Annotated in this window: 10 protein-coding genes; 1 reads left to right on the top strand and 9 read right to left on the bottom strand. The window is 38.4% G+C overall.

Annotated features, from left to right (window positions below; all coding sequences use genetic code 11):
- The first annotated feature begins 413 nt into the window (after window positions 1–413).
- Complete coding sequence (locus ACIQXP_RS03215; RefSeq protein WP_293741766.1) at window positions 414–1,640, top strand: hypothetical protein; 1,227 nt, start codon at window positions 414–416, stop codon at window positions 1,638–1,640.
- A 426-nt stretch (window positions 1,641–2,066) separates the two neighbouring features.
- Here ACIQXP_RS03215 and rodA read toward each other — a convergent pair whose 3' ends face one another.
- The 9 genes from rodA to gwsS all read right to left on the bottom strand — a co-directional run bounded on the left by rodA (window position 2,067) and on the right by gwsS (window position 14,372).
- Window positions 2,067–3,329, bottom strand: coding sequence for a rod shape-determining protein RodA (rodA, locus tag ACIQXP_RS03210; RefSeq protein ID WP_090982704.1), 1,263 nt, complete (start codon window positions 3,327–3,329; stop codon window positions 2,067–2,069).
- 1 nt (window position 3,330) lies between these two features.
- Entirely contained in the window at window positions 3,331–5,340 is a 2,010-nt protein-coding gene (gene mrdA, locus ACIQXP_RS03205; protein WP_293741765.1) for a penicillin-binding protein 2, read from the bottom strand.
- Window positions 5,341–5,856, bottom strand: coding sequence for a rod shape-determining protein MreD (locus ACIQXP_RS03200; protein WP_293741764.1), 516 nt, complete (start codon window positions 5,854–5,856; stop codon window positions 5,341–5,343).
- Window positions 5,849–6,688 carry a rod shape-determining protein MreC gene (gene mreC, locus ACIQXP_RS03195; RefSeq protein WP_293741763.1) on the bottom strand — a complete coding sequence of 280 codons (840 nt, stop codon included), beginning with the start codon at window positions 6,686–6,688 and terminating at the stop codon, window positions 5,849–5,851. The genes ACIQXP_RS03200 and mreC overlap by 8 nt, the downstream gene beginning before the upstream one ends.
- 85 nt (window positions 6,689–6,773) lie before the next feature.
- Window positions 6,774–7,796: a rod shape-determining protein gene (locus tag ACIQXP_RS03190; RefSeq protein WP_010601761.1), complete on the bottom strand. Its 1,023-nt coding sequence runs from the start codon at window positions 7,794–7,796 to the stop codon at window positions 6,774–6,776.
- Between the two features lie 221 nt (window positions 7,797–8,017).
- A complete protein-coding gene (gene purH, locus ACIQXP_RS03185) occupies window positions 8,018–9,544 on the bottom strand; it encodes a bifunctional phosphoribosylaminoimidazolecarboxamide formyltransferase/IMP cyclohydrolase (protein WP_387504068.1) in 1,527 nt (508 codons plus the stop codon).
- 257 nt (window positions 9,545–9,801) lie between these two features.
- Window positions 9,802–11,106, bottom strand: coding sequence for an HlyD family secretion protein (locus tag ACIQXP_RS03180; protein ID WP_293741761.1), 1,305 nt, complete (start codon window positions 11,104–11,106; stop codon window positions 9,802–9,804).
- Window positions 11,096–13,291: a peptidase domain-containing ABC transporter gene (locus ACIQXP_RS03175; protein ID WP_387504069.1), complete on the bottom strand. Its 2,196-nt coding sequence runs from the start codon at window positions 13,289–13,291 to the stop codon at window positions 11,096–11,098. The genes ACIQXP_RS03180 and ACIQXP_RS03175 overlap by 11 nt, the downstream gene beginning before the upstream one ends.
- Window positions 13,284–14,372: a grasp-with-spasm system SPASM domain peptide maturase gene (gene gwsS, locus ACIQXP_RS03170; RefSeq protein WP_387504070.1), complete on the bottom strand. Its 1,089-nt coding sequence runs from the start codon at window positions 14,370–14,372 to the stop codon at window positions 13,284–13,286. Before gwsS ends, ACIQXP_RS03175 begins: the two co-directional genes overlap by 8 nt.
- Between the last annotated feature and the right edge of the window lie 165 nt (window positions 14,373–14,537).

Below are 14,537 nucleotides of genomic sequence, written 5' to 3'. Positions count from 1 at the left end.
CTTTTGGGTGAAGTTGGATTAAATTTTTAATAATGCTTTTTAAAGAAAAAGGAAATTATGATAAATGAAATAAGGGGTGTAGTAAGTATCCCCAATAGTATGGAGCCGCCAAAACCAAACCAGGTATCTCTTCCATGCCTACCCAATGCGTAGAAGATAGCGACAGTTATTAAAATAAGTTATACCCATAAGCCAAATATAATTATTTATCATTATGGTTAATCATTGGCAAACAATAAAGATATTGTTGGGTTTGTGATATATAATGACCTATTTTAGCAAAAAAGATGTTTATTAAAGGTGCTGAAACATCCCACTTAAGGATACCAGGTATAAAATAAATATGAAAATTATATCTTATTTTTGAACACATAGTTACCAACATAAATCGACTAAAAATTCGTTTTAATTTTATGATGAACCAACAAGATATTTTCAGAAAGATCGGCAATATTTTAACAGAGTTGAATGAGCAATACCAGTTTTTGGCTCAAAACCCTCAACAATTAAACGATTTGGAACTGGAGCTTTTTCTGGCCAATGCCCATTTCCTTTCTGATCATGTTAATATCGTCAAAAAATTAAATGCTGTAGTAGAACATAAACCAGCTGAAGCTGGAAACCATACTTTACTGGCCGAACAGAATACCATTATCTTGCCAGAAGCTGAAAAAAGTTATGCAGAAGATGATGATTGCTTCGATCCCCAGGAGCTGGAAGAAGTGGTAACTGCTCAGGAAGAGGAAGAACGTGTAGATGTAAAGCCAGAACAAGAAGTGCTTGATGATGAAATGATTGAAGAGGAAAAGGCTGCCTCACTTTTGAATAAGGATTTCTTTAAGCCTGACCAGGATGACCATACTTTCGAATTTGTGCTGAATACACATCATAAAAATGATCAGTTTGATTATGAGGCAAATCCGGTTGCGCATGGATCTGTTGACGAAATTTTTGATCGCCCACTAAGCAAGGAAGAAGCAGAAATTTTGGCACGTAAAAAGATTATTCATGATAAGGAAGCTACCTTAGGGGTTCAAGAGGAGCCATTGCAAACTGAAGAAGATGAAATTGGTCCTGAGCCTTTTTTGATCCCACATGAAGAAGCACCTGAAGTACCTGCTAAGGAAGAGCCTGTTTTGACCAAAGTTGAAGAACCTGTAATAGCAGCTAAGGAGGAAGAACCCTTAACTTTTGCTACTAATCAGCCTATTGACGCACTAAAGGATGTTAAACTGGATGATCCCATTATTTCGCCTCCGGTGGAAGAGGAGCGCCCCATATTCATACCTGAAGCTGTTCCTGTAAAACCTATTCCGCAACCTGGAGTGATTAAGCCAGCACCAAGTTTAAACGATTTGCTTGCCAAAACAAACGCAAAAAACAATGAACCTGTGAAAGCACCGATTGCGGATTTGAAACAAGCCATTAGTTTAAACGAGAAGTTGCTTTTTATTAAAGATCTTTTTAATGGTTATAATTTAGCCTATTCGGAAGTCATTGATATCATCAACAAAATGAGCAGTTTCGAAGCCGCAGATAGTTATCTGCAACATAATTATGCGGCCAAAAATAACTGGGCGAGTAAACAGGCTACCGTTGATCAGTTTTACGAGTTGTTGAATAGAAGATTCAGTAAGTAAGCGGAGGTTAGCGATAGGTGATAAGCAGTTTGGTGGATCAGATAACTTCCCGATGTGTTCAAACAAAAATATTTTTTTGGTCAGGAAGCGAACGTTCGGTGTTTCATGGATGCTGTAGTCCCGCCATCATTTCAATCTTTTTGAGAAAGCTGCTACATAATTTTAATGTTACTGCTCCAAAAAGGATTTCCATTTTTGTCGGGTTTATTTACTGCGGATAGTACTACTGTATGAGCCACTCAATAAAAGCGAACATGCATTAAAGCGTTTAGTAGGAGCAAACAAAAATTTGATCGCAGTTTTTGCTTTCCATAAAACAATCAATATCTCTAATTATGTTAGTGTAAAGACTAACAAATAACCGTTTAGCTTAATTTTCCGCTTTAAAATATAGACTTAGGACTCCAGACTTAGTACTTCCGACTCCTAAATAAATCCCATCCGGTTAGAATCCAGTTTCAAAAATATAAACAAGAGGATAGTAAAACTCCATAATGAGGAACCGCCATAGCTGATAAAAGGTAAGGGAATCCCGATTACGGGAATGATTCCGATGGTCATTCCGATGTTGATGAATACGTGGAAAAAAAGGATACAGGCAACGCTATAGCCGTAAACCCTTGAGAAAGTAGATCGCTGCCTTTCTGCCAGATTGATCAACCTGAGCAATAAAAACATATACAAGCCGATTACAACCGAACAACCCACAAAACCCCATTCCTCACCAATGGTAGAAAATATAAAGTCGGTACTCTGCGCAGGTACATAACCATATTTGGTTTGTGTACCCTGTAAAAAACCGCGTCCCGTTACCTGACCGGAGCCAATGGCAATCTGCGATTGGATGACGTTATAACCGGCACCCTTATTATCGGCTTTAAGGCCTAGCATAAGCTCAATCCTGCTACGCTGATGCGGTGCTAAAACCTTTTCATAAGCAATTTTAACTATAAATAAATAGGCGATGGCAATAATGGTGACCAATACGGTCGAAATAATGATCTTCTGTTTCCGCCTGTTATTATAGATAAAAAGTCCGCCGATTGTGGTTAAGATAAGAATTAAGATGTAAGTTGGTACCAGGAAGTCAGCTATAAATAGTACAATCATGCCAAGAAAGATCAACAGGAAATAACCCGATAACCCCTCTCGGTATAATGGGAACATAAAGGCGAGGAAAACCAGTGCAGACCCTGTATCAGGCTGTAGCATAATCAGTAAAAGCGGAGCCAAGACAATTAAACCGGCGATAACGATTGATTTTATATCCCTGAATTTTGGATTAAATGTGCTCACATACCTGGCTAAAAGTAAGGCTGTACCAAACTTGGCGAATTCAGAAGGCTGCAGCCTGAAAGAGCCTATGGGGATCCAGGCCTGGTTTCCACCTACATTTCTACCTACAAAAAGTACCACAACGAGTAAAAATAATGTGGCTCCGTAAATGAATGGTGCAAATACATTAAACAACCTGCCGTCAAACAATAAGATTGATAGACCTAATATTAAGCTGGTAATAACAAAAATTAACTGTTTCCCATAACTGCTTCCAAAATCGAAGCCCGTTGCTTTATCTGGATTGTAGATAGAAGCATAAACATTGATAAAACCAACTGCACACAAGGCAATATAGATTAAAACAGTAATCCAATCTACATTAAAAAAGAAACGGTTTCCCTGTTGTTGCATCTTATTTTGGGGTTACAGGTTTATGGTTTATATCGGGTTGATTTACCTTTAGCTTATTAGCAACGGTTTGTTTAAGTAAGGTCGGTTTTACTCTGAGGCTGTCTTTAACTTTTTTTAGTGAATCGGCCTTTTTAAGTTTTAAACTATCCAATCTGGTCGGTTTAAACTTTTTTGTCTTATCAATCAAAGCCGGTAAAAGATTGGTTTCTGCAAATGCTTTTACCGTATAGCCATTGGCACGTGGCTTAATGCTGTCGGTTAGATATTTTTCAACAATGAAACTTGATATCGGTGCCGCATAAGAGCCTCCATAGCCACCATTTTCTACAATTACTGCGATGGCAATTTTAGGATTGTTCATAGGCGCGAAACCAATAAAAACAGAATGGTTTTTGCCATGTGGGTTTTGCACGGTTCCGGTTTTACCGCACATCAGAATGTTGGGAATCTGCGATTCTTTTGCTGTTCCCCAAGGGCTGTTCACCGCATCCCGCATGCCATCAATTACGATAGGGAAGTATTTTTCATCTACACCCACATAATTTTTAACCACATACTCTTTTTTTACTACATTTTTATCGCCAATACCTTTAATCAAGTGGGGCTTAAAATAATAACCCCGGTTGGCGATAGCTGCCATTACATTGGCCATTTGTAATGGGGTAGAAGTAATCTCACCCTGACCAATGGCCTGCGAAATTACAGTGGTATATCCCCAGCGTTTGCCATAAATTTTATCGTAATGATCCGCCTGGTAAAATATACCTTTTTTTTCAAAGGGCATATCGATACCCAATTTCTGGCCAAAACCCCATTTGGAAATCTGCTCATGCCATTTCGCGTAGGTTTGACGCTGGTTTTTCATGCCGTTTTTAGTGATGATGCTCTGAAAAACATGGCAGAAATAGGTGTTGCAGGAGCGGGCAATACCACGTTGCATGTTAATGGTACCATCAACGTGTTCGCATTTTACTTTGTGGTTTCCGGCCATGTAATAACCCGGGCAGAAAAAAGTCGTATTTGGATCAATGGCGCCATCTTGCAGGGCAACCAGTGCGTCAACCGGTTTAAATGATGAGCCAGGAGAATACTGTCCGGCAATAGGCCTTACAATTTGCGGGCGGTAGGGGTTTGCAATCAGGCTCATGTAGTTTTTTCCCCAATCTTTACCCACTAACTGGTTAGGATCATAACCAGGGCTGCTTACAAATGCCAGAATTTCTCCTGTTGAAGGCTCAATGGCCACAATAGCCCCTACCTTATTTTTCATTAATTCTTCGCCAAGGCGTTGGATTCTGATGTCTAATGAAGAAATTAGACGGTCACCTGAAACAGCATTTATATCATATTTACCATTGGCATAACTGCCCTGAGCAACATTTTTAGCATCGTAAAGTGTATTGATTACGCCTTTCTCACCTCTCAAAAAATCTTCATATGAGCGCTCCAGTCCACTTTTTCCAATAAAATCGCCCGGTTTATAATAACCTTCTGATTTTTCAATATCATCCGGACTCACTTCTTTAACATAGCCAAAAAGCTGTCCGGCAATGCTATCAGGATAATGCCTGATGGTTCGATCCTGCGTTCTGAAGCCTGGAAAACGATACATGATTTCCTGTAAGCGGGCATAACTCTGTACCGAAATCTGCCTTTCAAAAAATGTAGACTGGTAAGGGGATTGCGCTTTTGCTTTTTTTAACTTTTTACGAACATCCTCTATTGTAATTTCTAAAGCGTTGGCCAGTCCGAGGGTATCAAAAGGTTTAACCTCGTTTGGGATCACCATTAAATCGTAAACAGGTTCATTCTGCACGATTACTTTCATGTTCCGATCAAGGATCGCACCGCGGGCAGGGTATTTATAAATTTTACGGAGTACGTTACTTTCGGCAGAACTAAAGGCTTTATCGCTAATAATCTGGATATAGAATAGCTTTCCCAATAAAATCAGGGCGACTACAATAAATAATCCCTGAACGATATATTTTCGATTAAATAACTGATCCATTTAGCGTGGTGTTCTTTTATAGAATATAAACTCTACCAGAAAAATAATAAGCAGTGTAAAGATACAACTTAAGCCGCATCTCATTAAGGTATAACCAATTTCGGTGAGCCTAAATGTTTCCAGAAAAAACAACACCAGGTGGTGTGCTGCAACGCAAAGAAAAGCATAAAGAGAAAACCACTGGAAACCCATATAACTTAATGATGGCTCAGGGTCGTCAATAGCATCGCGGTTTAAACTGATGGAAATAAAAGAAATCCTTACAAACGCCAAAACTACGCAAGCTGTGGCATGTACGCCCATAGTGTCGTAAAAGGCATCAAGTGCTAATCCGGTTGCAAAGGCCAGTAAGTACAATAAAATATTAGGGATGCCAAATGGAAGCAGAAGTAAAAACAGTACGTAGATGAAAGGAGTGGAGAGATCGTAAAAACCCATATTCTTGAGCAGAAAAATCTGCACAAAAAGCAGTAAAAACCACCTGATCACATTTACAATTATGATTCTACTATTCATTCGGTTTAGCCATGCTTTCTAAAGCTTTTTGCTCATCAGCTCTTTTATCTTTAACCACATATACATATTGCAACGTGCTAAAGTCAGTAAACAAATTTAATTCTGCCGATAAAAAATTATCATTTGTAGCCACATTCGCCTTGCTGATTTTTCCAACCAGGACCCCTGCAGGAAAGGAGCCATAACCGGAAGTAACAACAGTATCGCCAACATACATTTTAATATGGTTGGGTACCTCTTTTACAAATGCCTTTTTAATATCGAAATTCCCGTCGCCCCAAACCAATGATCCGAGTGCATGGTTCTTTTTGAGGGTTACACTGATCTTGGTATCTTTATGCAGTAAAGACTGAATGGTAGCCAAATGAGCGGAAACATCACGGATAAATCCAACTACTCCACGTTGAGGTGCAATAACGGCCATACCACTTTTAATTCCATCATCAGTGCCTTTGTTAATCGTCATGATGTTATTCCGCAAAGTAACCGAATTTTTTACCACTTTGGCTGCCAGATAAGTATATTGTTGATTGGTTACCGTATCCACCACTTTAACATCTTTGGCTGTATCTATGGTAGTTAATCCCAGTAACTGGCTTTTAAGTTTAGCGTTTTCTGCGGCCAGACTATCGTTAACCATTCCCAGGTTTAAATACCGTTTAAAAACATTTAACCTTTCATACGCGGTACCCACGATCTCATTGCTAGAGTTTAGGGTTACGCTCCGCTGATAAGCATTGTTTTTAACCGTGAGGTAGATGCCAACGAAGAAAAAAATGATAAACAAGAAAAATGCGTTGTATCTGCTGATGAAAATCCAAAGGTTACGCATTGCTCATGAGATATGAGATTTGAGATCTGAGATCTGAGTTTGGATAATTAGTCTCAAATCTCATATCTCACATCTCAAATCCAGGTTATTGCATTAAAAATTTATATCCGCCAATGTTTTTAAGGGCGATGCCGGTGCCGCGCACTACTGCACGAAGTGGATCTTCTGCAACGTGAACAGGTAATTTTGTTTTGGCAGCAACACGCTTATCCAAACCTCTAAGCAATGCACCACCACCGGTTAAATAAATACCTGTTTGGTAAATATCTGCTGAAAGTTCAGGAGGGGTAATTTCTAAAGCTTTTAAGATCGCTTCTTCAATTTTAGAAATGGATTTATCTAAGCAATGTGCAATTTCGGTATAAGATACAGTGATCTGTTTAGGTACACCCGTCATTAAATCGCGACCCTGAACTGCAAAATCAGCAGGAGCATCTTGTAATTCAGGTAGCGCTGCACCAACTTCAATTTTAATTTTTTCGGCAGTACGGTCACCAATCATAATATTGTGCTGACGGCGGATATAATTTACGATATCAGAGTCGAAGTTATCTCCGGCAACGCGAATTGATTGGTCGCAAACAATACCTGATAAAGCAATAACTGCAATTTCGGTAGTACCACCACCTATATCAATAATCATGTTACCCATTGGTTCTTCCACATCAATCCCGATACCTACAGCAGCGGCCATTGGTTCATGGATCAGGTAAACTTCTTTAGCACCGGCAATTTCGGCAGAATCGCGCACGGCACGTTTTTCTACTTCGGTAATTCCCGATGGAATACAGATTACCATACGCAAAGAAGGAAACATCCAGCCTTTACCGCCGTTAAGCATACGGATCATTCCCTTAATCATCGCTTCAGCAGCATTAAAATCGGCAATTACCCCATCTTTCAATGGGCGGACAGTTTTAATATTATCGTGGGTTTTTCCCTCCATTTGCATGGCCTGGCGGCCAATTGCAATAACTTTATTTGTAGTACGATCGAAAGCAACAATAGATGGCTCATCTACCACTACTTTGTCGTTATGTATAATCAGGGTATTCGCGGTGCCTAAATCAATGGCAACTTCTTGCGTAAACCAGTTAAATAATCCCATGTATAAGGTATGTTTTCTTTATTTGATCAAATCTATACTATTCCTAATGTAAAAATAGGATTTTTATTGTTTTAAGTTTTATTTTCCCCTGTTATTAAATTGTTTTTAAGGCAATTAAAATATTGGGAGAATAAAGCTCATCATTCTTAGTTCGGATTCTTGTGAAGGTAAGGTATGGATATATAACCTTTCGCCTTCAAAGCCTCAACCTTCTACCTTCCTTAGTGTTTAAAGTGTCTTACCCCTGTGGTTACCATGGCAATACCTTTCTCGTTAGCTTTTGCAACAGAATCGGCATCCTTGATTGATCCACCTGGTTGCAGCACAGCAGTAATTCCCGCGTCGGCAGCAATTTCAACACAGTCTGGAAAAGGAAAGAAAGCATCAGAAGCCATTGCAGCACCCTTAACGCTGAAACCGAAAGAAGCCGCTTTTTCAATCGCCTGTCTTAAGGCATCAACACGCGAAGTCTGGCCCACACCACTTGCAATTAGCACGTCATCCTTAACCAAAACAATGGTATTCGATTTGGTGTGTTTTACAATTTTGTTGGCAAAGAATAAGTCTTTTAGTTCTTGTTCGGTTGGTGCTTTATCGGTAACCGTTGTCATTTGCTCCGGACCTTCGATAATTAAATCTTTATCCTGCTCAATTACACCGTTTAATAATGTTTTAAATTGTTTTTTGCTCAATTCAACCTGGTTACGTTGTAAAATAACGCGGTTTTTCTTTTTGCTGAACAGCTCTACCGCCTCTGCCTGGTAAGAAGGCGCAATCAATACCTCAAAAAAGAGGTTATTGATTTCTTCTGCTGTTTCAAGATCAACTTCCACATTGGTAATCAGTACCCCACCGAAAGCCGAAACCGGGTCACAGGCTAAAGCGTCAATCCATGCTTGTTTAACCGTTGGACGTGAGGCAATGCCACAGGCATTGGTGTGTTTCAAAATGGCAAAAGTTGGGTCTTCAAATTCGTCGATTAAAGCAACAGCTGCATCTACATCAACCAGGTTGTTGTAAGAAAGTTCTTTACCATTAAGCTTGGTGAACATGGCATTTAAATCGCCATAGAATACACCACCTTGATGAGGGTTTTCGCCATAACGTAAAGTTTTGGCTTCCGTAACACTCTGTTTAAAAACATCAAGTGGCTCTTCGGTATTAAAATAATTGAAAATGGCAGTATCGTAATGAGAAGAAGTATGGAATGCTTTTTTAGCATATGCCTTACGCTGTGCTAAAGTGGTTTCTCCATTCTGTTCTGCCAATTGAGCTTCTAAAGTAGGATAGTCATTTTTTGATGCGATAATCACCACATCATTGAAATTTTTTGCTGCGGCACGGATCAGTGAAATGCCACCTATGTCTATTTTCTCGATAATTTCTTCAGGTGTTCCACCTGCTTTTACAGTTTCTTCAAATGGATATAAGTCAACAATAACCAGGTCAATTTCAGGAATTTCATATTCGGCAATCTGCTCCTGGTCGCCAGTTAACGCCCTACGGTTTAAGATTCCGCCAAATACTTTTGGGTGTAAGGTTTTAACACGTCCGCCTAAAATAGATGGATAACCGGTTAAATCTTCAACCGCCGTAACAGGAAGGTTTAAATCTTTGATGAATTGTTCTGTTCCGCCCGTAGAAAATAATTGTACCCCTTGTGCGGCCAACAATTTTACCAATGGCTCTAAACCATCTTTATAATATACTGAGATTAAAGCGTTTTTGATTTTAATGGATTGACTCATTCTACTGAAAATTTTGAGCCGCAAAGGTAGTAAAATCGGATGGTTTTTTTATTATGTTGGATAGGCAAAAAAACAATAAGATTTGCGTTGGCTGTCTCGCTTTTGTTTAAAGTTATTTAAGCTCTTCAGACAGTATTTAAAATTGAGTTCTTTGAACCATTTTAGCGAAGATATTTATTAAATGAATACCCTATTCACTGGTAAAGTTAAACTCCAATTGGCCGGATAATGTTTTTTATCTCATCACAACTTTGCAGCTAACTCTGGTATCCCAATAACTTTCTGATTTGATATAAAAACCGTTCTATTAACCTTAAATCCTGGGTTACAATTTCTGCATTGCCCTTTAATTCTTTGTCAAAAGTAAGGGTTTTATGATACGAGGTGGTTAAACCTTTTGGTAAGTTCACGTCTACATAATAGTTTCCCTTTTCATCTGGGGTGAAAGAAATGTTCTGCACACTACCTTCTAAAATCCCATATTCCTGAAAACGGTAATTATCCAGTTTGATCAGCACTTTTTCGCCCCGTGCTATTTTACCTGAGTTGGTGGCTGGTACAAGTAGCCTGCCAATGAGCGCCTTTTTATTATCGGGAAGAATGGTTAATATGGCATCGCCCCGTTTTAAAAACTGATTTTCGCCCCAGAACTGTTGGAAACTTGCGATACCATCTGTTGATGACGTGATTAAATAATTTTGCTGCCATTGCCTCAACGATTTTTTTAACTGTTCAAATAACTGCAAGGTTTGTAAAGCAAAATTACTTTTGTCCTTCTCATGATTGATGTTTATTCCACTTCTGGTTTTATTAAGGTTTGCAATGGCCTCTTGTGTTTGCGACAGGGAAATTTCTATATTTTGTATGCTTTGCTCGGCCTGTATAAATTTAATTTTTTCATTTTCGAATTCGGCGGTAGAGATTACTTTTTGATTAACAAGCTGTAACGTTCGCTGATAATTTTTTTTAATCAGTTCAAATTTGGCCAGCTCCAGTTTTTTTTGATTTTTTAGCGCAAGTTCCCTGCTTCTGTTGGCTGTAATATTTTGCTCGGTTGCTTTGTTTTCTGGTTCGTAGGGTTTAAGTGATGCAAATAACTTCTCGTCCTGGAATGCCTTTTCGAAACTGTTATAATCGCTCTGGAGCTCGCCCAATTTAAATTTTGATACCTTATTTACCGGAAAAGAAGCCATCCGGGCTGGAGTTGTCGAATCAATGATGTTGATGAGTTGTAAAATGTCTTCATAGTTTGCTGTGGACTGTAGCACCATCAAGATCTGATTTTTATGAACCCGTTCGTGATCTTTTATCAAGATTTTTTCCAGCTTAGAGTCTATTCTGGCTTCAAGCTTTTCTGGCGGATTTTGTGAGGTTATTACAATGGTAGCAGGTACAAATTCCGGGTATTTGATGAAATAACTCATCAGCAAAATCATAAACAGAATACCCAGTATGACCGCATTGCCCCAGCGGAACATCCAATGTGGAGGGTCTGATAACACATCCTGAACAGCTTCAGAACGTAGCTGTATCTCATCTAGTTTATCTTTTTTAGTTTCCAAGTTCGAGCTGATTTTTGATTAATCGATAATATTCACCTTTTTTTGCCACCAGTTGATGATGGTTGCCTTCCTCTACCACAATTCCCTTGTCCAGTACTATAATCTTATCGGCATGTTTCACCGTTGATAGCCGGTGTGCAATAACAACCGCAGTTTTTCCCTTAAAGAACTGCGCTAAATTTTCGATAATGATTTTTTCGTTGTTGGCATCTAATGCACTCGTCGCTTCATCAAAAAAGATATAATCGGGGCTTTTGTAAACTGCCCGGGCAATAAATAATCTTTGTTTTTGGCCACCGCTCATGCCAATACCTTCGTTGCCTATTTTAGTGTTGTAGCTTAAGGGTAAATCTTCAATAAACTCCTTGATATGGGCTATCTCGACCGCTTTTCTCAGTTTTTGCTTATCGATCATATCTTCGCCAATGGCTATATTATTGGCAATGGTATCATTGAATATATAACTTTCCTGCATCACTACGCCGCAGTGCTTTCGCCAATGGCTGGGCGATATACTTTTGAGGTCTGCTCCGCCAATCTGAACATCACCTTTTTCCGGATCGTAAAATTTGGTAAGCAGTTTTAATAGCGTGGTTTTGCCGCTGCCGCTGGTACCAACAATTGCAGTGGTTTTTTGATAGGGGATAACCAGGTTTAAATCCTGGAAAATGAATGCATCTGAGCCAACATATCTAAAGGATATCTTATTTAGTGTAATGTCTTTTTGTGGGATTTCTGTAATATATTGTTCATCAGTACTTTCTTCATCTTTTTTATCATGAATTTCACCAAGTCTTTCCAAAGATATTTTGGCATCCTGAGTCTGTTTGATAAAATCGATCAATTGTAACAAGGGGCTATTCAACTGACCGATAATGTATTGCACAGAAAGCATCATACCTAGTGTGAGATTTCCATCCAGTACCAGTTTTGCTGAAAGAAAACTTACTAAAATATCTTTAATCTGGTTGATAAAACCACCGCCAACAGATTGCCACTGCTCTAAGGAAAGAGCCTTTATTCTGATTTTAAATAACTTTACCTGTAAAAATTCCCATCCCCATCTTTTTTGCTTCTCTGCATTATGCATTTTTATTTCCTGCATGCCGTTAATAAGCTCGATTACAGTGCTTTGCTCCTGCGAAACCTGTGAGAACATTTTGTAGTCCAGTTCTTTCCTTTTTTTGAGGAAGAAGGTAATCCATGCCACATATAGGATAGCGCCGATTAAATAAACTGCAAAGAGGCGGTAATCATACATGAGCAATACAATGCTGAAAATGATCAGGTTAACCATGGAGAACAGTGTATTTAACGAAGAGCTTGTAAGCAATTGTTCTATTCTATGGTGATCGTTAATGCGCTGCATAATGTCTCCCGTCATTCTGGTATCAAAGAAACTGATTGGAAGTTTCATTAATTTGATAAAAAAATCGGAAACGATAGAGATGTTTATCCTGGTAGAGAGATGCAGCAAGATCCAGCTACGAATAATATCAATGCCCATTTTACCTATAAAGAGCATTACCTGTGCCAGCAAAACCAGGTAAATAAAATTGATATCCTGATTTTGTATCCCCACATCTACCACACTTTGGGTAAGAAAAGGAAAAATCAGCGATAGCAAACTTCCGGCAAGTAAGCCAAAGGCAAGCTGTATGACGAGCGATTTATACTTTAATAGATATCTGGATAGAAAAGCGAAACTTGTCTTCTTTTCTTCATCTTCAAAGTCATCCTGATAGAATGAGGGGCTGGTTTCCAGAACAAGTGCAATGCCTTCCTCGGTCTCGTCCTTTGCATTTTCACCAATCCAATGTTTAATAAATTCCTCTTTTTTATAAGTAATTAATCCATAGCTAGGGTCTGAAATATAAACTTTTTCGGCTTTGTCAATTTTATAAACCACTACATAATGATTTTTATTCCAGTGCACAATGCAAGGTAGAGGCGCATCTGCAACCAGGGTTTTAAAATCTATCTTAACTCCTAAAGTTCTAAAACCTAAATTTTCTGCTGCATTGCTAAGCCCCTGAAGGCCGCTACCTTCTCTGGTTGTTTCGGTAAGTGTTCTCAGATGCTGAAGCGGAATACTTTTATTATAGTGTTTAGCTATAATACGTAAACAAGTAGGGCCACAGTCTTTTGCATCCGGTTGTTTATAAAAAGGGAATTTTTTAGGCATCGTAATTTAATTGCTGCATGCTGTAACTTTGTATTGCTTTTTGCTTAAGCGGATTTAGGCTCCATTCTTCCCACTGGCTGGTATAGGGGTTGTAACCACATTTTAAGGGTTTTGATATGTCTAAGCCATCATTATTTTTATGCGTTTGCTCTGTAAAAGCTCTGCAATCTGTACAGATGTTTCGAAACTCGCAGTCTTTGCAAATCTGAATTCCGGACTTGGTTAGGTCCCAGTATTTTTTAAAATCTTCATGGAGGATTGCGTCTTCTAACGTGGTCGTGTTGATGTTTCCGAAGCTATTGCACATTGCAGGACAGTTTTTAATATTGCCATTTATATCAATACCTATTTTTTTATGAAGGCAAGGATTATGGTTAACGGCTTCTAAAACCTTCAGCATGTTTGTTTCAAAGTATTTTAGATCTACTTTTCCGCAGGAATTTATTTTTAAATATTGATCGGTAAAAACCAGGTTGAATTTAAAAGTATCTGTAACCTCGAAAGCAGCATTATCACATTTATGGAATATCAAGCTGTAGATTCTTAAACATTTTTCATCCAGTTTTTTTACGAAATCATCATTTATATCCTCATGGTACAATGAAAAAATTTCTATGCTTTCTAAGCACGAGTCGTTAAATGTGTCTTCTAAGGTCAAAAAATCCATCAATGAAAGTTTGCTTTCACAATAGATTACCAAATGTCTTATTCCTAAATTTTCAATAGATTGCACCAACTGTGGCGAAAACATTAAATCAGCAGTTTCGATAAATATATTAGAGATGGTGCTGCTATCGCTAAAGTCCGTTTGTAATGGTGGAAAGTTTTCGTCCCAACTATTTTCAGTAATAAAACCGTACTCTTTTTCTACTAAAAAGTTTAGGTATTCCTGTAGTATTTCTTTTGATTCCTGATCATAAAACGCAAATACTTCTTCAATGGAATTCGATTTTAACTCTTCAATTATATTATTCAATTCTAAAGACTGCAACTCAGAATAGTTACGTTGTAAATCAGAAATTAAGATTCTGTTAACGCCTTTTGTGATCAGGATATCGCTAAATAAGTTGAAGTACCTCATAATAATCTGCTAATGGGCTTATATGGTTTTACCAGCATAAGGAAGTTGGTTTGATATCGCTTGCACGGAGCATAAAGCACATCATTACCTTTTTGACTATTTTTTTTACCCCTATATTCATCTACAAATTTGAATGTTAGCGGCAGCTTATTTTTATCTTCGATT

It is taken from the genome of Pedobacter suwonensis (assembly GCF_044762335.1).
Taxonomy (GTDB): domain Bacteria; phylum Bacteroidota; class Bacteroidia; order Sphingobacteriales; family Sphingobacteriaceae; genus Pedobacter.
The sequence above is the reverse complement of the archived record's forward strand: the minus strand, read 5'-3'. Positions and strand labels throughout refer to the sequence as shown.